Below are 18970 nucleotides of genomic sequence, written 5' to 3' on the forward strand. Positions count from 1 at the left end.
GCGATAGAGGTCATCGGTGCAGTACCTGTGGGAGCGGGCCATGCCCGCGATTTTTTCGCGGGCATGGCCCGCTCCCACAGAATGTAGACCGAGCTTCTACTCCCACCATTCAGCTGTAGGGTGGGCTTTAGCCCACCAAATCGAAGGTCCGCTATCGCCTTAACGACGACGAACCAGCAGCACCCCTGATTCCATGTGGTGGGTATAGGGGAACTGGTCGAACAGCGCGCAGCGCTCGATGCGGTGGGTGTCGTGCAACTGGGCGATGTTCTGCGCCAGGGTTTCCGGGTTGCAAGAGATGTACAGGATGCGCTCGAAGCGGCGGGTCAGCTCGCAGGTGTCGGTGTCCATGCCGGCACGGGGTGGGTCGACGAACACGCTGCCGAAGTCATAGCTCTTCAGGTCGATCTCGGCCAGGCGACGGAACGGGCGAACCTCGTTGAGCGCTTCGGTCAACTCCTCGGCGGAGAGTCGCACCAGGGTGACGTTGTCGATCGCGTTGTCGGCCAGGTTGGCCAGTGCCGCATTGACCGACGTCTTGCTGATCTCGGTGGCCAGCACCTTGCGCACGCGGGTAGCCAGCGGCAGGGTGAAGTTGCCGTTGCCGCAATACAGTTCCAGCAGATCGTCTTCGCGTTCGCCGAGTACGTCGTAGGCCCAGCCCAGCATCTTCTGGCACACCTCGCCATTGGGCTGGGTGAAGGCTCCCTCTGGCTGGCGGTAGCGGAAGGTACGGCCAGCCACGTCCAGTCGTTCTTCCACATAGGGGCGTCCAACCACGATGCGTTTGCCCCGCGAACGGCCGACGATGCTCACATCCAGCTCGTCGGCGAGCACTTTGGCGGCAGCCTCCCAGGCATCGTCCAGAGGGCGGTGGTAGCAGAGGGTGATCAGCGCATCGCCGGTCAGGGTGGTGAGGAACTCCACCTGGAACAGCTTGAAGCCCAGCGTCTGGCTGGCCTGCCAGGCGGCCTTGAGGCGCGGCATCAGCGCATTGATGCGCAGGCTGGCGATGGGGAAGTCTTCGAAGAAGATCGGACTGTGCTTGTCACCGGCTTCGAACATCGCGTAGTGACGATTCTCGCTGCCGGCTTCGCGCCACAGGCGGAATTCGGTACGCAGGCGGTAGTACTCGCGCGGCGATTCGAACACCTCGGGCTCCGGGGCGGCGAAGGGCGCCAGCAGCTCCACCAGGCGAGCCTTTTTCTCGGCGAGTTGGGCGTCGTAGGCGGCGGGGTCGAATGCGGGACGGCTCATCGGTCACTCGTGCGGCAGGAAAACGGGGCGCCATTGTAGCGATTCCGCTGCCGGCGTGCCGTCACCGTCGATCATCTGCGCTGCGTGACGCGGAGCGTCGGGGGAGGCATTCCCACGCAGAGCGTGGGAACGATCGATGCATTACCTGTGGGAGCTACATGACCGATCGGGTGGCAGTGAGCTGCGTAGGGTGGGCTTCAGCCCACCGATGAGCGAATGCCTGATCGGAGGCGAAATCTCAGAACAACGCCAGCTTGATCACGCAGAAGATAGCCAGCGCCACCAACATGCCATTGAGTTCACGGAAACGCCCGGCCAGGGTCTTGGCGGCGACCCAGGTGATGAAGCCGAAGGCGATGCCGGTAGCGATCGAGTAGGTCAGCGGCATCGCCAGGGCAGTGACTACCACGGGGGCGGCCACGGTGATGTCGCTCCATTCGATCTCGGCCATGCCGGAAGCCATCAGCACGGCGACGAACAGCAGCGCTGGCGCGGTGGCGAAGGCTGGCACGCTGCCGGCCAGCGGGGCGAAGAACAGGGCGAACAGGAACAGAATGGCGACCACGATGGCGGTCAGCCCGGTGCGCCCGCCAGCGCTGACGCCAGCCGCCGATTCGATGTAGCTGGTGGTGGTCGAGGTACCCAGCAGCGAGCCGCCCAGGGCTGCAGTGCTGTCGGCGATCAGGGCGCGGCCCATCTTCGGCAGGTGACCGTCCTTGCGCATCAGCCCGGCTTTCTTGGCCACGGCGATCAGGGTGCCGGAGTTGTCGAACAGGTCGACGAACAGGAAGGCGAAGATCACGCTGATCAGGCCGACATCCAGCGCCCCGGCAATATCCAGCTGCATGAAGGTCGGTGCCAGGGAGGGCGGCATCGACACCAGGCCGCCGAACTCGCTGACCCCGAGCAGAATGCTCAGCCCGGTGACCACCAGGATGCTGATCAGCACCGCGCCGGTGATGCGCAGCGCCTCCATGCCGATGATCAGAAAGAAACCGAGAATCGCCAGCAGTGCCGCGGGCGAGCCCAGATCGCCGAGACCGACCATGGTCGCAGGGTTGGCGGCGACGATGCCGGCGTTCTGCAGGGCGATCAGTGCCAGGAACAGGCCGATGCCAGCGGCAATGGCGGAACGCAGCTCCAGCGGAATGCTGTTGATGATCCATTCGCGGATCTTGAAGATCGACAGCAGAAAGAACAGGCACGCCGACAGGAACACCGCACCCAGTGCGACCTGCCAGGTGTGGCCCATGCCCATCACCACGGTATAGGTGAAGAAGGCGTTGAGGCCCATGCCCGGTGCCAGCGCGATCGGGTAATTGGCGATCAGGCCCATCACCGCGGAACCGAAAGCGGCCGCCAGGCAGGTGGCGACGAACACCGCGCCCTTGTCCATGCCCGTTTCGCCGAGGATGCTCGGGTTGACGAACAGGATGTAGGCCATGGTCAGGAAGGTCGTGACCCCCGCGAGTATTTCGGTGCGCACGTTGGTGTTGTGCGCTTTGAGTTGGAACAGTCTTTCCAGCATGAGGGGCTCCGAGGGGCAGCGGACGCGTGTTGATAGGTGCAGAACCCAGGCGAAGCACTTCACATGCCAAGGATTGCCGGTTCTCGAAAGCGCGGCATCATAGCAGTTCGTTTGCAGGCTGGAATCATGCCCGAACGGACAGATTCGTCCGATTGGTAGCGGCAAACGTGTGGTGATACCGGCCGTTGGTCTCGCTGCCTGTGGGAGCGCGCCACGCGCGCGAAAAGTCATGGGCATGGAGGACCGGGCGTCCCCGCCCACTCCCACATTGTCACCGGCCGGCCGCTCTTGCCGTTCTACCGCCCTTGCGGTTTTTCGTCACCCACCAGCGGATCATGGATACGGTCGCGGCTCGACAGCGCCGGGAACAGTTTGATCCACAACACGCTGATGGCGATGGCGCCGACGCCGCCCATCAGCACGGCCGGTACGGTGCCGAACCAGGCGGCGCTGACGCCGGCGCGGAAGTCGCCGAGCTGGTTGGAGGCGCCGATGAACAGGCTGTTCACCGCGCCAACCCGGCCGCGCATCTCGTCCGGCGTTTGCAGTTGCACGAAGGCACCGCGGATCACCATGCTGACCATATCCGCCGCGCCGAGCAGCACCAGGGTCGCCAGGCTGAACCACAGCGAGGTGGACAGCCCGAAACCGATGGTCGCCACGCCGAAAATCGCCACCGAACCGAGAATCACCGGGCCGACCCGCCGCTCGATGGGATGGCGCGCCAGGTAGATCGACATCAACAGTGCACCTACGGCCGGCGCCGACCGCAGCAGGCCGAGGCCCCAGGGGCCGGTGAGCAGGATGTCCTTGGCGAACACCGGCAGCAGCGCGGTGGCGCCGCCGAGCAGCACGGCGAACATGTCCATGGAGATGGCGCCGAACACTTCCGGGCGGCTGCGGATGAAGCGGAAGCCGGCCAGCAGCGATTCCACCGAGATCTTCTGCTTCAGCGGCTTCTGCTGCGACGGCAGGCTGAGCATCAGGGCCATGGCGATCATGTACAGCACCAGCGCGGGGCCGTATACCCAGGCCGGTGCCACCGCGTAGAGCACGCCGCCGAGGGCGGGGGAGACGATGGTCGCGGTCTGCATCGCCGAGCTGGAGGCGGCCACGGCGGCAGGGAACAGGCCGGGCGGCACGATGTTCGGCAGCAGTGCCTGGGTGGTGGGCATCTCGAAGGCCCGTGCCGTGCCCATCATGAAGGCGATGAGGAAGATCATCTCGCGGGTCAGGCTGCTCGTGCTGCTGCCGATCAGCAGGGTGATGGCGACTGCAGCCTGGCCGCACTGGCACAGCGCCGCGACCTTGCGACGGTCGAAACGGTCGGCGACGTGGCCGGTCAGCAGGATGAAGAGGATCTTCGGCAGGAACTCCACCAAACCGACCAGGCCCAGATCGAGCACGTTGCCGGTGAGGCTGTACATTTGCCAGCCGATGGCCACGGTGAGCATCTGAAAGCCGCTGGCGGTGAACACCCGCGCCAGCCAGAAGCGAATGAAGGGCGTGTGATGACGCAGCAGCAACTGACCATGAACGGACATTGGAATACTTAGGCGGCTAACGGTGGCCGCCCAGACTAGCACGTCCTCTGTAACATTTGGATGCAAGAAGCTTCAGGCCGCGACGAGGAGCAACTGGCCGCGGGGCATCCCGCCCAGGACGGGATGTTTCGAGGCTCTAGCGAATCAGACCGCTGAGTAGCCACAAACCGAGGAACAGCCAGATCAGCCCGGCGATCACCGAGCCGCGCATGAACGAGCGTACGGCGCTGTAGAGCAGGATCAGGCCGATCAGCAGCACGCCGATGCTGAGCAGCGACGGGGTCACGCCCAGCGCCCCGGACATACCATCGATGAAGCTCGCCACCGCGCCACCCAGCAGGGCGATCACGCCACTCAGGGCATCGACGATGAAGCGGATGAACGAACCGAACGCCTCACCGAGGGATTCGAAAAAGCCTTCTACGCGCATGGACAGATTCCTGGAAAACAGAGGAGACGGTCAGAAATGGCCGGGAGCGATTGCCGACGTCGCTTGCGGCGGGGCAACCAGGGAGGGGCCACAAAACCGCCGTGCTGGCATATTGGGCTGCCTGCCGGTGGTGGAGTTCCCGGAGTTTGCAGATGGCGTATTGGCCCGATCGCCTGCGCCGCGCCCTGGTGCTGAAGATCAGCCCTCGAGCATCGTCTTGATCTTGCTCGCCAAGGCCTCGAACGAGAACGGCTTGGCGATCATCTCCATGCCGCTGCTCAGGTAGCCGTCGCGCACCTCGGCACCCTCGGCGTAGCCGGTGGCGAACAGCACCTTGAGGTTCGGCTGTCGATAGCGTGCGGCGTCGGCGAGCTGACGGCCGTTCATGCCGGGCAGGCCGACATCGGTGAGCAGCAGGTCGAGCGGCCAGTGCTGTTCCAAGAGGCTCAAAGCGCTCTGCGCGTCGCCAGCCTGAATCAGCTGGTAGCCGAGCTCTTCGAGTACCTCGACGATCAGCATGCGCACCACCTTGTCATCCTCCACCACCAGAATCCGCTCGCCGGTGCCCCGTGGCGCTGGCAGCGGTGCGGTGTGGGTCGGCTCGGCCGGCGCGATGTGCAGGCGTGGCAGGTAGAGGTTCAGGGTGGTGCCGCGGTCGACCTGGCTTTCCAGTTGCAGGTAGCCGCCGGTCTGTTTCACGAAGCCATAGACCATCGACAGACCCAGGCCGGTGCCCTGGCCGATCGGTTTGGTGGTGAAGAATGGCTCGAAGGCGTGGCGAATGATCTCCTGGGACATGCCGCAGCCGGTGTCGCTGACCGCCAGCAGCAGGTAGTCGCCAGCCGGCACCTGGTGGTTCTTCGCGTCCGCCTCGCTGAGCTGCGTATTGCGGGTCTCGACGCGCAGCGTGCCGCCGTCGGGCATGGCGTCACGGGCGTTGATGGCCAGGTTGATCAGCGCATTTTCCAGTTGATGACCATCGCTGCGGGTCGGCCACAGGTCTTCGGCCAGCTGGATTTCCAGTTTGATCTGCTCACCCAGGGTTCGGGTCAGCAGTTCCTTGATGGCCTGCACCAGGGCATTGACCTCCACCGGACGCATGTCCAGCGACTGACGGCGGGCGAAGGCCAGCAGGCGGTGGGTCAGTGAGGCGCCGCGGTTGGCCGAGGCGATGGCAGCCTCGACGAACCTCATCAGTATTGGGTTTTCAGCGGCCGGCAGTTTGCGCTGGATCAGCTCCAGGCTGCCGAGAATACCTGCCAGCAGGTTGTTGAAGTCGTGGGCGATACCGCCCGTGAGCTGACCGATGGCTTCCATCTTCTGCGCCTGGCGCAGCAGTTCCTCGGCCTGGGTGCGCTGCAGCACCGCTTCGCTGACACGCTCTTCGAGGTTCTGGGTCAACTGGCGCAGGGCCAATTCGGTCTGCTTGTGCTTTTCGATATCGATCAGCACGCCGGGGAAACGCAGGGGTGTGCCATCCGCCGCCAGTTCGCAGTGGCCGTTCGCTTCGGTCCAGCGGTAACTGCCGTCTGGCTGCAGCAGGCGGTATTCGGCACGGTAGTCGCCGCCCGTCTGCATGGTCCGCGCGATCAAGGCTTCAACCCTGGAGCGGTCGTCTGGGTGGATGGCCGGCGTAACGCGTTCCAGCTTCATGCCCTGGCGGGCTTCCTGCGGGTCGATGGAGAAGACCCGGGCGAATCGCTCATCGCCGCTGACGCTGTCGTTGGGAACGTCCCATACCCAGGTGCCAAGCACTGCGCCGGCATTCAGCGCCAGTTCGATACGCTCGTTGGCCGTGCGCAACTCGGCTTCGGCCTGGGCCCGTTGCTGGGTGGCGACCATCTGTTGGGTGGTTTCCACCGCGATGCACATCATGCCGTGCGAGTTGCCCTGGGCATCGAGCAGCGGGTTGAAGTACAGGTTCATCCAGGCATCGTCCTGCAGGCCCGGGCGGCGCAGCGGCAGGTAGAGGTTTTCCTGGGATATCGATTTGCCCGCCAGGCCCGTGGCGATCACGTGTCGGTTCCAATCGGCGATCTCCGGCCAGGCCTCTTCGGCGGGCACACCGAAGATTTCCGGGTGGCGCAGGCCCGCGAAGGTCGCGTAGGCGTCGTTGTAGATCAGCACGCCACTCGGCCCGCACAGCAGCACGATGGGCGTTGGCGAGGAGAGGATCAGGCGCGTGCTGCTGACCAGCACGTCCGGCCACTGGTTGATCGGGCCGAGCGAAGTGGCGGCCCAATCGAAGCGTCGGATGATGTCGACGGTGTCACCGGACTGGCCGGCAAATAGGCAGGATTCTGAGGGCATGATCTAGGTCGCGAGCAGTGGTCGGGACAGGCTAGCGCAACGGCGCCACCCGTGCATGGAGCGCCGTTGCGCCGTGACCGATGGCAAGGGCTTGCCACCAGTCGCAGGCTGCGTATTCAGCTGGACTTGCAGCTGGCGAAGGCATACTGGAGCTTTTCCGCCAGTTCTTCGCTGCGGTAAGGCTTCTGCACGATGAAGGCTTCATCGGCGTCAAGCCCGCCCAGTTCGGCATAGCCGGTAACGAACACCACCGGCAATGCCGGGTAACGCTGGCGAGCGATCTGCGCCAGTTCGGCGCCGTTCATGCCAGGCATGGCGAAGTCTGCCAGCAGCAGGTCGATTTCGCCGTCGAGCTTGCTCAGGGCCTGCGCACCGCTTTCCGCTTCGCGTACCTGATAGCCCAGGGCGTCCAGCGTCAGTGCGGTAACTTCGCGTACGCGTGGATCGTCATCGACGAGCAGAATCGTCCGTTGTGCACCATGTTCGGCAACCGGTAGCGGTTGGCTGGAGATGGCATCATCGGGCTGTATGACATTGCGCAGGCCCGGCAGGTATACCTTGACCGTGGTGCCAACGCCCATTTCCGTGAGGATGCGGGCGCCCCCACCCGACTGTTTGGCAAAACCGAACACCTGGGCCAGGCCAAGACCCGAGCCCTTGCCGATCTCCTTGGTGGTGAAGAAGGGTTCGAAGGCTTTGGCCAGCACCGCCTCGCTCATGCCGCTACCGGAATCCTGGACCGACAGCACCACGTAGTCGCCGGGCTCCGGGTCTTCCGGGCGGCGTGGCGTCTCGGTGATGACCTCGTTGCTGGTGCCCAGGCGCAGCGTGCCGCCTATCACCATGGCATCACGGGCATTGATCGCCAGATTGAGGATGATCAGTTCGATCTGCGTCGGGTCGACCCGTGCGTGCCACAGTCCGGGTTCGGTCGTGGTTTCGATCAGTACGCTGCCGCCCAGGGTGCTCTTGAGCAGTTCCAGCATGCCGAGCACGGTTTCGCCCAGGTTGACCGCTTCCGGCACCAGGCGCTGGCGCCGCGAGAAGGCCAGCAACTGGCCGGTGAGCTTGGCGCCGCGCTCGCCGGCATCGGTGATGTTCTGCAGACGGTTGCGGGCCTTGTCCAGGTTGCCCTTTTCCAGGTCGCGGATCAGGAAGCTGGTGCTGGTCAGCACCACCGTCAGCAGGTTGTTGAAGTCGTGGGCAACGCCGGCGGTGAGCTGGCCGACCGCCTCGAGGCGCTGCATCTGTTGCAGGGTCGCCTCGACGCGTTCGCGTTCGGCGATCTGTTCGCGCAGCTGCTGGTTGGTCGCGGCCAGCTCTTCCACTACCGCCCGTTCATGGGTGATGTCGCGCACCGCGGCGTAGAGCAGGTCGTCGTCGCGCACCAGAATCCAGGACAGCCAGTGGTAGTCGCCATTGGCATGGCGCACGCGGTTGACGAAGCGTACCGATACGTTCTCCGAGGTCACTTGCTCGATCTGTTGCAACGTGTCGGTGAGGTCTTCGGGATGCACCAACTCCCAGAGCGGCCCCTGGATCAGCTCCTGACGCGACCAGCCGAGGGTTTGTTCCCAGGCCGGGTTGAGCGCGCTGGGATGCATGTCAAAGCGCAGCACCGCGAGCAGGTCACGAGACAGCTCCCAGTTGCGGTCACGCTCGCGGGTACGCTTCTCGACGCGCTCACCGAGCATGTCGTTGAGGCGCAGCAGGGCTTCGTTGGCCTGCTTCTGTTCGGTGATGTCATGCAGCACACCGAGGAAGCGCGTGCAGGTTCCCTGGTCGAAAAAAGCCTGACCGCGGGCGGAAATCCAGCGTTCGCTGCCATTGCTCAAGGGCAGGCGGAATTCGGCCTGGAACTCGTTGCCGGTGTCTTTGGACAGCGCTTCGGCAACCTGTTTGCGCAACTGCAGGCGATCATCGGGGTGGCAGCGCTCGTAGAAGACCGCCATGCCGACGTCATCGTCCGCATCCAGCTCATAGAGCGCCCTGCAGCGTTCGTCCCAGATCATGCTGTCGGTCGCTGGCACGTAATCCCACATGCCCATGCGTGCTGCACCAATGGCCATTCGGGCGCGGGCTTCGACCGCTTGCAGGGTATCTTCAACGCGCCTGCGTTCATGGCGCTCGTTGACCTCGGCCATGGCCCGGTCGATGGCCTTGGGCAGGAATGGCAGATTCTGCTTGAGCACGTAATCGACGGCACCGAGGCGCATCATCTCCACGGCGTGTTCTTCACCGAACATACCGGACAGGAAAATGAAGGGCGTTTGTGGTGCCAGGCGGCGCGCCACTTCCAGTGCCTGAGCCCCTGACGATCCCGGCAGCAGGTAGTCGGAAAGAATCAGGTCGAAGCTGTCTTTCTGCAGTGCGAGTTCGGCCGCCTGATGGTCATAGACCAAAGTGCTGTCGACCAACAGTCCATTGCGTTCCAGCGCTAGCAGGGCCAGTTCCGCATCACGCGGACTGTCTTCGATGAACAGCAGTTTCAGGGGCTCGAGCGGCATGGAATGGGTCGTCAGTTACTGTCTGGAGTAGGCCCGCGCTTCAAGCGAAAGCGTATTGATCGTCAGTCGCCGTCGGATTCCGACTCGGTCTCTGAACTGCGTCGGTGCAGACGCAGCGAGCCAGGAGGCGGCTCGTTGAGCACCGCCCAGAATACACCGAGATCGGAAATCGCAGACACGAAGGCCTTGAATTCGACCGGCTTGACCACGTAAGCGTTCACATTCAATTCGTAGGCACGCTGCAAGTCAGGGCCTTCACGCGAGGAGGTGAGCATGACGATGGGAATGCTGCGCAATTCAGACGATTCGCGAACCGTCTCCAGCACTTGCAAGCCGTCCACCTTGGGCAGCTTGAGGTCGAGCATCATGATCGCCGGGTTGCCGGGCAGGCGGTCGGCATGGGCGCCGCGACGAAACAGATAATCCAGCGCCTCGGCGCCGTCACGCATGACGATCACGTCATTGGCCAGTTGACTACGCTCCAGCGCGATCAGCGTCAGTTCCAGATCGTGGGGGTTGTCTTCGACCAACAAAATCGGTTTGAGCATTCAAGTCCTCTTCCCGTCAAGAAAGCGCGGGGTGGTGGCGTTTGGGTAACGCGAAGTAAAAGGTGGCGCCCTGGTCAATTGTGCCCTCTGCCCAGACTCTACCATCGTGGCGCTCGATTATACGTCGTACGCTGGCCAGGCCTATGCCTGTGCCTTCGAATTCTTCCATGCGGTGCAGGCGCTGGAAAACCCCGAACAGTTTGTCGGCGTACTCCATATTGAAGCCGACGCCATTGTCGCGTACGAACACCACGACCTCGTCATCGTCCTCCTGGGCGCCGATGACGATCACCGCCGGATTGCGATCGCGACTGTACTTGATGGCGTTGGCCAGCAGATTGCGCAGCGCCAGGTGCAGAAACACAGCGTCGGCGATCACCATCGGTAGTGGTCGCACGTGCCATTCCAGGTTGCGTCCTTGGTAGTCTGGCTTCATCTCCTCGCGAATCGAGTCGACCAGAGCCTGCAGGTTGACGTCGGAGAAGCGCAACGCCGAGCGGCCCATCTGCGAGAAGCTCAGCAGGTTGTCCACCAGGGTGCCGGCAAACCGAGCCGACTCGCTGATGTGATCGAGGAAGCGCACGCCGCGCTCCGACAGGTTGCTACCTTCGAAATCACCGAGCAGCTCCGCATAACCGGCGATATGCCGCAGTGGCGCGCGCAGGTCGTGGGAGACGCTGTAGGAAAAGGCCTCCAGTTCCTTGTTGGATTTCTTCAGGTCGCTGGCCAGTTGGGCCATTTCCTCGGCTTTGCGCAGTACGATGCCAAGCACCGCGTTGCGCAGCTCCAGCGCGCTTTCCGGTTCCTGTGCGTGCCAGGGGGTGGAAAAACCACCGATGTCTTCCTGCCAGCGCGCAAAGCTGTTGCGCGGGTTGAGCACGCCGCTGGAGCTGATCGACTTCTCTGGCTTGCCAGCCCAGGTGACGATGCGCGTCTGCTCCGGCTTGAACCAGATCAGGTAATGCGAGTGCAGCTCGGAGATGGCGACGGCCAGCAGGCCGCCGACATGTTTGGCGAGCCCAGGCAGCTCCGGAATGTCGCGACTGACGTTGTCGGTCTGGAACAGGTCTTCGCCGGTTCGTGCACCTAACCAGTGCACCAGCGCGTTGACCTGGTCGCGTGGCGGCGTTTGCCCAAGCAGGTCGCAACGCGACGCGGAAATGATCGCTCCCCCACTGGCCTGGGCGAAGTTCAAGAAGGTATCGGGCAGTGACAGCAACCCGTCGCTGATACTGTCGCGGTCGGCCATGGCAGAGAGCATCTGCACGATCTGCTGGCGCAACTGCAGCAGATGCTGGGTGCGCGCCTGAGCGATCTTCGCTTCGACCTGCAGCGACAACATGCGCCCCAGCAGCTCACAGGCGGTGCGGGTCTGGAAACCCACCGAGCGGGCTTCGGCATGGTGGCAGGAGATCAACCCCCAGAGCTGCCCTTCGACCACGATGGAAATCGACATCGAAGCGATGGTCTGCATGTTGCGCATGTACTGCAGGTGCACCGGCGACACGCTGCGCAGCGCGGCGTAGCTCAGATCCAGTGGTTTGCCGGTCAGCGGGTTGAGCGCCGGGCGCAGTGGCGACGGCTGGTAGTTGGCATCCTCGATCACCCGAATGCGGTTGCCGACGTACAGGGCGCGCGCCTGGGGCGGAATGTCTGCGGCAGGAAAGCTCAGGCCGAGGTAGCTCGGATAACCCGGGTCGACACGTTCGGCGAGCACCAGGCCATTGCCCTCGGCATCGAAGCTGTAGGCCTTGACCCGGCCGAAACCGGTGATGCGTTTGACTTCGTCGACCGACAGGCGGCACAGCTCGTCGACATCGTCAGCGTCCTGCAAATGGCCGATGAAGGTGCGCACCACCGGATAGAGGTTGTTGTAGGCCGCGATCACGTTGCTGGTCGGCTCGAACTCGGCGATCAGCACGCCGTCGTAGCGGTGCACCATCATGGCGATCAACTGGCCGTTGCGACTGCCCTCACGGAACCGCACGTCGCCGACGTGGAATGGCGTGGTTTCATCGTGAGACAGCTGCTCCAGACGCTCGGCGAGCATGGCGCTGTCTTCGAGCAATGCGTCCAGATGCCGGCCCAGCAACTGATCGGGATCCACGCCCAGCCATTCGGCGACGTTCTCGCTCACTTGCAGTACCGTCAGCGCCTGCTCGTGGAACACCATCAGAAATCCCTGGGGCTGGATGCTGCCGGGAATATGGATGGGTTCCTTGGCGCAGTTGGCGATGGCGCTGCTCAATGAAGTGATGGTTTCGCTGGACGCCAAGATGTTCTCCTTCGGTTCCAGGCCGGTCTGCATGAGCGGTCTCGAGGGCGGATGCGTTGGGAGGCAGGGACGCCGCGGTCGCCAGGGGCAATGGCGCCATGAAGTTCTCTGCACGTATGTAGTTCCCTGCACAGTCAGTCTGCACGGTCTCGCAGGCCGGGTAAACCGTAATGCGGGGGAGCGCGGGTTGCGTCACTGCGCGCAGAATGCCGGGCGGCGAGGAACTTTGCATGCGCGCGTGCCTCTCAAAGCGGTCCCCGTCTTATCGACGGACTGCAACATTCTCCAGGCAGACTGCCTGCATCCGTGAACTCGAGAATCGCCATGATATCTGCTGCCAAGCGGGCCTTTTCCCGTCTGCCCGTCCTGCGCCCGTGGGCGTGGCTGCTGTTGTTGATCCTGCTCGTTGCCGGCTATCAGATGCGCGCTCTGCACCTGGACGACCGCCTCTATTACTGGCTGACCACCCCAGCGATCTCGCAATGGGCACCGAACAGCCTGCTTTCCCACAGGTACAAGGTCCAGATCGACGCCAAGGTGGTCGGTGGCGTCAGCGATAACCTCTCGGCCCTGAGCTACGACGACCAGCGCGACCAGTTGTGGGCGGTGCTCAACAACCCCGAAGAACTGTTGGCCATGAGCAAGGATGGCGAAGTGCTCGCGCGTTACCCGCTGAGTGGCTTCAGCGATGTCGAGGGCGTGACCTACCTGGGCGATGGCATGCTGCTGCTCGCCGAAGAACGCGAGCATGCGCTGGTGGTGGTGCCTGTACCGGAACGCGCCGGGGCGCTGTTTCGCGAGGACTATCGCGCCCTGACGCTGGGCATCCAGCGTGACGGCAATCAGGGCTTCGAAGGGGTGGGTTACGACCGGGCGCGGGATCGGCTGTTCGTGGTCAAGGAGCATTCGCCCATGAAGCTCTACGAAATCCGCGGTTTCAAAAGCAGCGTGAAGGGTAATTTCGGCCTTGAAATCATCGATCACGACGACTGGATCCGCGATTCGGTATTCGCGTCCGATCTGTCGTCCGTTCACTTCGACGAACACACCGGCAACCTGGCGCTGCTCAGCGACGAGTCGAAGCGGATCATGGAGCTGGATGGCGAAAGTGGTGAACTGATCGGTTTCCGTACCCTGGACAGCGACTTCGCCGGCCTCGGAAAGGCCGTGCCTCAGGGCGAAGGCATGACCTTCGACGATCAAGGCAACCTCTATATCGTCAGCGAACCCAACCTGTTCTACCGTTTCGGGCGCGGTTAGCCCGGCAAGGACATTTCAGCGCAGGCGCCGCGCCCCCGGGCGAAGGGAGCGGGTGGCGCCAACTGGATACTGCCTCGGCGGCCCTAGCGCGGTGGATACTGGCTCAGCACCCGGCCCACGGTTTCACGGATCACCGTCTCGCGCTGGGCGGGGTTGCCCTCGTCATTGCGCATGATGCGCTCGTCGCTGCCGCGCCAGACCAGTTTGCCGTCCTTGGCATCGAACAGGTCGATCTGCACCGTCGCGACCTTGTAATCGACGGTACGGGTTTCATTGTAGGCGGGGCCGCCCCAGTAATTACCCCAGTAGCCGCCGAAGCCGCCACCAAATCCGGTGCTGACCTGCTGCTGGCGTTGATCGACGATCAACCACACCTGTACATGCAGATCGCCCGAGGCCCCGGCCGCAGCAGGACGCAGGCCGCGCTGGTCGAGCTGCCCGCTCACTGCGCTGCGCAGACGCTGCTCGGTCAGGTCGCTGCGAACACGCGGATCATCGGGTTTGTACTGCACGGCCGGCTCCTGCCAGCTCCAGCTGCGGTAGCCGGCGAAGTCGCGGCTGGCATCGAAGTCACGGTTGATCTGCTGGTTCTGGCAGGCGCCCAGCAGCAACAGGACGGGGATCAACAGCAAAGGCAGGCGGCGCATAAGAGTTCTCCTGAATCGGTCAGAAAGCGGGGGTCATGCTGGGGGGTATTCGCCAAGAGCGTCGCTGACCGCCTTGCGCAGGGCCTCGGCGCGTTCGGATTGGCTGCCGCTGCTGCGCATTTCCGCCTGCCCGCTCCACACCTGTTCCCCGCTGCGGCCGTCGAAGAAGTCGATACGCACCACCACGATTTCTTCTTCATAGGTTCTGGTCAGCGGTACGCGGGCGCCCACACCGACACCGTTGCCGTAATAGCCGCGGTTGCCGTAACTGCCATAACCGCCTCCATAGTAGGGGTCGTAGCTATCGGCGACCTGGCGTACGCGGCGCTCGAGGCGAGTGTCCGTGCGCACCTTGAGGTCGGCCGCAGCGTTGCCCTGGGCGGGGCGCAGGCCGCGCTGATCGAGGGCATTGTTGAGCGCATCCTGGACCAGGTCCGCGCTGGCCCAAGCGCTGCCGGCCGGACGCTGCTGCCAGGCCCAGCTACGGTAGGCCGCATAGTCACGGGGCGCGGCGGGGTAGGCACTGCGGTCGAAGTGTTGGGCTGCACCTGGCGGGGCCGGTGGCATCGGCACGGAGTCCGTGGTGTACGGGTTCTGGCTCTGGCAGGCCGCCAGGGCAGTGGTGAGCAGCAATAACGCGATGCGTTTCATGGCGGTTCTCCTGGCAGAGCAGGCGTTCAGCGTGGCCGACAGATCCAGTGCAGGTAGCGTCCGAGTCCGGCGAAGGCCGGGTGACGACGGTGTGCCAGTTCCATTTCCAGCAGGTCGGCGAGTGCCGCCCTGGCCTGGAATTCCCGTGGCATGTAATCGTGGAAGACTCTCACCCCGCTCTCCACTTCGACCCGCCAGTGAGCGGCAAGTTGCGACTTCAGTTCGCGTGGATCGAGGGGCCGCTGTGGCGTCAGGCTCTGCTTTTCGCCAGCGAACTCTTCCTTGCGCAACTTGCGCAGGTGGCCCTTGAGCAGGTTGCGGTAGATCAGCGCATCCTTGTTGTAAAAGGCCAGCGAAAGCCAGCCATCCGGCGCGGTCAGGTCATGCAGCGTCGGGAGAATGGCGGCCGGTTCGGCCAGCCATTCGAGCACTGCATGGCAGATGACCAGGTCGAAGGGCGCCGCGAAGCGCCCCGGCAGTTCCTGCCACGGCGCGTGAAGGAAGGTTGCCTCGACACCCGCCTCGGCGAAGCGCTCGCGGGCGCCAGCCAGCATGGGCTCGGCGGGCTCGGCCAGGGTTACCTGATGGCCGCGCTCGGCCAGCCACAGGGCCATGTGGCCAAGCCCGGCTCCGACGTCGAGCACCCGCAGTGGGCGCTCGGGCAGCGCCTCGCTGAGGTCGGCCTGCAGCACGGCGAGGCGGATAGCGCCCTTGGCGCCGCCATAGATCTTTTCGGCGAAGCGGGTCGCCAGCTCGTCGAAGTGACGGTCACTCATCAGCTGAACCGCCGTTCGCTGTCGGCCAGCTTGGCGCGGACCACCTGTTCCATGTCCAGGCCCAGCTCGCTGCACAGCAGGAGCAGATAAAGCACCACGTCACCGACTTCCTGCCCGGCATGCTCGAGCTTGTCGGCCGGCAGGCTGCGCGACTGATCCTCGCTGAGCCACTGGAATATCTCCACCAGCTCGGCCATTTCCACGCTGGCCGCCATGGCCAGGTTCTTCGGCGCGTGGAACTGGCGCCAGTCGTTGCGATCACGGATGGCGTGCAGGCGAGCGGTGAGTTCAGCGATATTCATGCGGTGCCCCCAGGCGATAGCCGCACATTCTTTCACGACGCTTATATGACCTGCCAGTACCCGGCCAAATGCGGCACATCCTCTTTGCCGAGCAGGTCGAACTGGCCTTCGGCCGCGGGCAGGCTGGCGCGCATGCGGATGCTGCTCGGCAGCAGCACCGGTTTCTGGAAGCGCACTTCGACGCTGTACCCCGAGGCCGGCAGGTGCGCCTGCAGCGCCGCCAGGGCCCGCGCCTTGTTCCAGAGACCGTGGGCGATGGCGCGTGGGAAGCCAAAGGGTTTGGCGGTCAGTGCCGACAGGTGGATGGGGTTGTAGTCGCCGGAGATTCGCGCATAGCGGCGGCCGATGTTGGCAGGCGCCTGCCATTGAGTCAGCTCGTCCATCGGCAGGCTGGCAGGGTCGCTGCGCCCGACCGTCTGGCCGTCCAGTTTCATGCCTCGGCAGAGCAGGCGGCTGTCACCTTCCCAGAGCAGCCCGAGCTGGTCCTCGAGGCGGGTGATGACACTGAATACCGCACCCTTGTCATGGGGCGCCAGGTTGCTGGTCTCCACGCTCAGGGTAAAAGGGCCCAGCCCGGCGAGCTGGCGAATCACCCTGATACGATTTTCCAGGTGCACCAGGCCGAGCAGGGGAAAGGGAAAGTCGGCTTCGGTGAGCAGCTTCATCTGCAGCGCGAAAGCCAGCACGTGGGGGTAGGTGGCAGGCAGCCGGGCATCGTCGGCAAATCCGCACAACTGGCGATAGCGGGCCAGGTGGCTGGGGTCGACACTGACCTGGCAGCGCAGCCCTCGATGCGGCAGCACCTTGCCGGTGATACCACGACGCATCGCCGCGCGCAGGAGCAGGCCAGGCAGAGCCGGCGGGGTGTGCAGATCGAGCCATTCGGTTGCCATCGTGCGCTCCGGTGCAAAGTGGAATTCAGCGTACTTTCGCCGAGATTTAGGACAGTAGCCAGCCTGTATTGGTGCCCGCCGCGCTTGGGCCGGGCGCAAATCTTCAAAGCCGCCTACGCTTGTCGTCATTCAGCCAGGCAAGGAAGACGCCAGCATGCATGAAATTACCCGGCGGGCTGCGCCCTGATGCGGTCGATCACCGATACGCCGCAGCTCTCATACCTGCTCAATCCGCTGCTGCGACGCTCGTTGGGCGAAGCGCGCCTGGACCTGGTCAGCCAGGTGCATGAGCTGATCGATCAGTTACTCGCCGAAGGTGCCACCCTCGAGCAGGTCGCCACGCGCCTGCAGATGCCCGCCCGACGGCTTCGTGAGCAACTGTCGCAGGCCAATGTGCGCTTCAACGACATGGTCAACGATCGTCGTAGCCAGTTGGCCAAACGCCTGTTGCTGGAGACCGACGAGCGCATCGAGCTGATCGCCGAACGCACCGGGTTTTCCGAGCCCAGCACCTTCTACCGCGCGTTCAAGCGCTGGGTCGGCGAAACGCCGGTGGAGTTTCGCCGCCGCGGCCGGCTGCAGGCAGCCGGCCGCGGCCCAGTCTGATCAGGCACCCAGCAGGCTCTGCCCGCATACCCGCAACACCTGACCACTGACCGCGCCGGAACCGGGCTGGGCGAACCAGGCCACGGCTTCGGCGACATCCTGAGGCAGGCCGCCCTGATTCATGGCGTTCATGCGCCGGCCGGCCTCGCGGATGGTGAAGGGGATGGCGGCGGTCATGCTCGTTTCGATGAAGCCCGGGGCCACGGCGTTGATGCTGATGCCACGTTCGGCCAGCGTCGGCGCCCAGCTTTGCGCCAGGCCGATCAGCCCGGCCTTGCTGGTTGCATAGTTGGTCTGCCCGACGTTACCGGCGATGCCGCTCAGCGATGCGATCAGCACCACTCGGCCGTTATCGCGCAGGGTACCGGCTTGCAGCAGGGCATCGGTGAGCTGCTGCGGTGCGCGCAGGTTGACGTCGATCACCGACTCCCAGAGCCCCTCGCTCATCTTCGCCAGGGTCTTGTCACGGGTGATACCTGCGTTGTGCACGACGATATCCACCCCGTGCGGCAGGGCCTCGACCAGTTTCGCGGGCGCGTCGTCGGCGCATATATCCAGCGCCAGGCTGCGTCCGCCGAGGCGCGAGGCCAGGGCATCGAGGGCATCCTTGGCCTGGGGTACGTCCAGCAGCAAAACTTCGGCGCCGTCGCGCGCCAGGGTTTCGGCGATGGCGGCGCCGATACCACGGCTGGCGCCAGTGACCAGTGCGGTGTTGCCGGCCAGTGGGCGGGTCCAGTCGTTGACCTGCTGCGCGTAGGGCTGAAGGCGCAGTACCTGGGCCGACACATAGGCGCTCTTGGGCGAAAGCAGGAAGCGCAGGGCGCCCTCCAGCTGATCTTGCGCACCCTGATCGACGTGCAGCAGTTGCACGGTGCCGCCACGGCGGATCTCCTTGGCCAGGGAGCGGGTGAAGCCCTCCAGGGCACGCTGCACGCTGGACGCCTGAGGATCGTCGAGCGTCTGCGGGGCGCGACCGAGCACCACCACGTGTGGGCAGCGACCGAGGTTCTTCAGGGCAGGCTGGAAGAACTGACGCAGGGCATCGAGCTCCTCGAAGCGGCTCAGGCCACTGGCATCGAACACCAGCCCCTTGAGCTTCGGGCCATGCTCGGCGGTCCAGCGCGGCAGGCCGTACTGGTCATCGAGAGCGGCGAAGGTTTCGTCGGTCAGGCGGCTGGCGAAGGCTGCCACCGCAGCGCCCAGGTCGCCGTTACCGCCGATCAGCAACGCACCTTCCAGAGGCCTGTTGCGGCCCGCCACCCAGCGTTCCAGAGGCAGCGGAGCGGGCAGCCCGAGCGCGCCGACCAGGCGGCGTCCGGTAGGCGTATTGGCGAAGTTGAGGTAGCGATCGGACATGGAACAGACTCCAGGGCAGAAACTCAAAGAGGTTGACCACTGTACGCCATCACTCGTTTCATGCATCGACAGCAGCCCAA

The 18970-nt window shown here is 64.3% G+C and carries 15 protein-coding genes and 1 pseudogene; 2 read left to right on the forward strand and 14 right to left on the reverse strand.

What is annotated here, in order from left to right:
* Nucleotides 1-159: 159 nt before the first annotated feature.
* The 8 genes from trmA to ACT9T4_RS12235 form a co-directional block, all read right to left on the reverse strand.
* On the reverse strand, nucleotides 160-1257 hold the full coding sequence (trmA, locus tag ACT9T4_RS12200; RefSeq protein ID WP_042556783.1) for a tRNA (uridine(54)-C5)-methyltransferase TrmA: 1098 nt from the start codon (nucleotides 1255-1257) through the stop codon (nucleotides 160-162).
* A 238-nt stretch (nucleotides 1258-1495) separates the two neighbouring features.
* The gene (locus ACT9T4_RS12205) at nucleotides 1496-2785 is read right to left on the reverse strand and encodes an NCS2 family permease (protein WP_042556784.1); all 1290 of its coding nucleotides are present in this window, start codon (nucleotides 2783-2785) and stop codon (nucleotides 1496-1498) included.
* A 296-nt stretch (nucleotides 2786-3081) separates the two neighbouring features.
* Nucleotides 3082-4329 carry an MFS transporter gene (locus ACT9T4_RS12210; RefSeq protein WP_042556785.1) on the reverse strand — a complete coding sequence of 416 codons (1248 nt, stop codon included), beginning with the start codon at nucleotides 4327-4329 and terminating at the stop codon, nucleotides 3082-3084.
* 136 nt (nucleotides 4330-4465) lie between these two features.
* Complete coding sequence (locus ACT9T4_RS12215; protein WP_042556786.1) at nucleotides 4466-4759, reverse strand: hypothetical protein; 294 nt, start codon at nucleotides 4757-4759, stop codon at nucleotides 4466-4468.
* A gap of 198 nt (nucleotides 4760-4957) precedes the next feature.
* Nucleotides 4958-7069, reverse strand: coding sequence for an ATP-binding protein (locus ACT9T4_RS12220; protein WP_499117159.1), 2112 nt, complete (start codon nucleotides 7067-7069; stop codon nucleotides 4958-4960).
* 116 nt (nucleotides 7070-7185) lie between these two features.
* Nucleotides 7186-9576 carry a PAS domain-containing hybrid sensor histidine kinase/response regulator gene (locus ACT9T4_RS12225; RefSeq protein WP_042556788.1) on the reverse strand — a complete coding sequence of 797 codons (2391 nt, stop codon included), beginning with the start codon at nucleotides 9574-9576 and terminating at the stop codon, nucleotides 7186-7188.
* 62 nt (nucleotides 9577-9638) lie between these two features.
* Nucleotides 9639-10124, reverse strand: coding sequence for a response regulator (locus ACT9T4_RS12230; protein ID WP_042556789.1), 486 nt, complete (start codon nucleotides 10122-10124; stop codon nucleotides 9639-9641).
* A gap of 16 nt (nucleotides 10125-10140) precedes the next feature.
* On the reverse strand, nucleotides 10141-12399 hold the full coding sequence (locus ACT9T4_RS12235; RefSeq protein ID WP_042556820.1) for an ATP-binding protein: 2259 nt from the start codon (nucleotides 12397-12399) through the stop codon (nucleotides 10141-10143).
* A gap of 324 nt (nucleotides 12400-12723) precedes the next feature.
* On the opposite strand from ACT9T4_RS12235, the gene ACT9T4_RS12240 reads away from it, so the two are divergent.
* Nucleotides 12724-13659: an SdiA-regulated domain-containing protein gene (locus tag ACT9T4_RS12240; RefSeq protein WP_042556790.1), complete on the forward strand. Its 936-nt coding sequence runs from the start codon at nucleotides 12724-12726 to the stop codon at nucleotides 13657-13659.
* An 83-nt stretch (nucleotides 13660-13742) separates the two neighbouring features.
* Here ACT9T4_RS12240 and ACT9T4_RS12245 read toward each other — a convergent pair whose 3' ends face one another.
* The 5 genes from ACT9T4_RS12245 to ACT9T4_RS12265 are packed head-to-tail and all read right to left on the reverse strand — an operon-like array spanning nucleotide 13743 to nucleotide 16928.
* On the reverse strand, nucleotides 13743-14306 hold the full coding sequence (locus tag ACT9T4_RS12245; protein ID WP_499117163.1) for a DUF4136 domain-containing protein: 564 nt from the start codon (nucleotides 14304-14306) through the stop codon (nucleotides 13743-13745).
* Nucleotides 14307-14339: 33 nt separating this feature from the next.
* The gene (locus ACT9T4_RS12250; protein WP_042556792.1) at nucleotides 14340-14957 is read right to left on the reverse strand and encodes a DUF4136 domain-containing protein; all 618 of its coding nucleotides are present in this window, start codon (nucleotides 14955-14957) and stop codon (nucleotides 14340-14342) included.
* A gap of 26 nt (nucleotides 14958-14983) precedes the next feature.
* The gene (locus ACT9T4_RS12255; protein ID WP_499117165.1) at nucleotides 14984-15733 is read right to left on the reverse strand and encodes a methyltransferase domain-containing protein; all 750 of its coding nucleotides are present in this window, start codon (nucleotides 15731-15733) and stop codon (nucleotides 14984-14986) included.
* Nucleotides 15733-16035, reverse strand: a complete 303-nt coding sequence (locus ACT9T4_RS12260) for a MazG-like family protein (RefSeq protein ID WP_042556794.1) — start codon at nucleotides 16033-16035, stop codon at nucleotides 15733-15735. Before ACT9T4_RS12260 ends, ACT9T4_RS12255 begins: the two co-directional genes overlap by 1 nt.
* 41 nt (nucleotides 16036-16076) lie before the next feature.
* Nucleotides 16077-16928, reverse strand: a complete 852-nt coding sequence (locus ACT9T4_RS12265; RefSeq protein ID WP_042556795.1) for a MaoC family dehydratase — start codon at nucleotides 16926-16928, stop codon at nucleotides 16077-16079.
* A 207-nt stretch (nucleotides 16929-17135) separates the two neighbouring features.
* Here ACT9T4_RS12265 and ACT9T4_RS12270 point away from each other — a divergent pair.
* A pseudogene (locus ACT9T4_RS12270) lies at nucleotides 17136-17534 on the forward strand (helix-turn-helix transcriptional regulator); the annotation flags it as partial.
* On the opposite strand, the gene ACT9T4_RS12275 reads toward ACT9T4_RS12270, so the two are convergent.
* Nucleotides 17535-18890: a 3-oxoacyl-ACP reductase gene (locus tag ACT9T4_RS12275; protein ID WP_042556796.1), complete on the reverse strand. Its 1356-nt coding sequence runs from the start codon at nucleotides 18888-18890 to the stop codon at nucleotides 17535-17537.
* Nucleotides 18891-18970 lie beyond the last annotated feature (80 nt).

It is taken from the genome of Pseudomonas sp. SZ40 (genome assembly GCF_052958135.1).

Bases quoted from the DNA above. Each gene is read 5' to 3' on its own strand.
- ACT9T4_RS12230 (WP_042556789.1), bottom strand. From the start codon at position 10,124: ATGCTCAAACCGATTTTGTTGGTCGAAGACAACCCCCACGATCTGGAA.
- ACT9T4_RS12275 (WP_042556796.1), bottom strand. From the start codon at position 18,890: ATGTCCGATCGCTACCTCAACTTCGCCAATACGCCTACCGGACGCCGC.
- ACT9T4_RS12250 (WP_042556792.1), bottom strand. From the start codon at position 14,957: ATGAAACGCATCGCGTTATTGCTGCTCACCACTGCCCTGGCGGCCTGC.
- trmA (WP_042556783.1), bottom strand. From the start codon at position 1,257: ATGAGCCGTCCCGCATTCGACCCCGCCGCCTACGACGCCCAACTCGCC.
- ACT9T4_RS12240 (WP_042556790.1), top strand. From the start codon at position 12,724: ATGATATCTGCTGCCAAGCGGGCCTTTTCCCGTCTGCCCGTCCTGCGC.
- ACT9T4_RS12260 (WP_042556794.1), bottom strand. From the start codon at position 16,035: ATGAATATCGCTGAACTCACCGCTCGCCTGCACGCCATCCGTGATCGC.
- ACT9T4_RS12210 (WP_042556785.1), bottom strand. From the start codon at position 4,329: ATGTCCGTTCATGGTCAGTTGCTGCTGCGTCATCACACGCCCTTCATT.
- ACT9T4_RS12265 (WP_042556795.1), bottom strand. From the start codon at position 16,928: ATGGCAACCGAATGGCTCGATCTGCACACCCCGCCGGCTCTGCCTGGC.
- ACT9T4_RS12245 (WP_499117163.1), bottom strand. From the start codon at position 14,306: ATGCGCCGCCTGCCTTTGCTGTTGATCCCCGTCCTGTTGCTGCTGGGC.
- ACT9T4_RS12220 (WP_499117159.1), bottom strand. From the start codon at position 7,069: ATGCCCTCAGAATCCTGCCTATTTGCCGGCCAGTCCGGTGACACCGTC.
- ACT9T4_RS12255 (WP_499117165.1), bottom strand. From the start codon at position 15,733: ATGAGTGACCGTCACTTCGACGAGCTGGCGACCCGCTTCGCCGAAAAG.
- ACT9T4_RS12225 (WP_042556788.1), bottom strand. From the start codon at position 9,576: ATGCCGCTCGAGCCCCTGAAACTGCTGTTCATCGAAGACAGTCCGCGT.
- ACT9T4_RS12205 (WP_042556784.1), bottom strand. From the start codon at position 2,785: ATGCTGGAAAGACTGTTCCAACTCAAAGCGCACAACACCAACGTGCGC.
- ACT9T4_RS12215 (WP_042556786.1), bottom strand. From the start codon at position 4,759: ATGCGCGTAGAAGGCTTTTTCGAATCCCTCGGTGAGGCGTTCGGTTCG.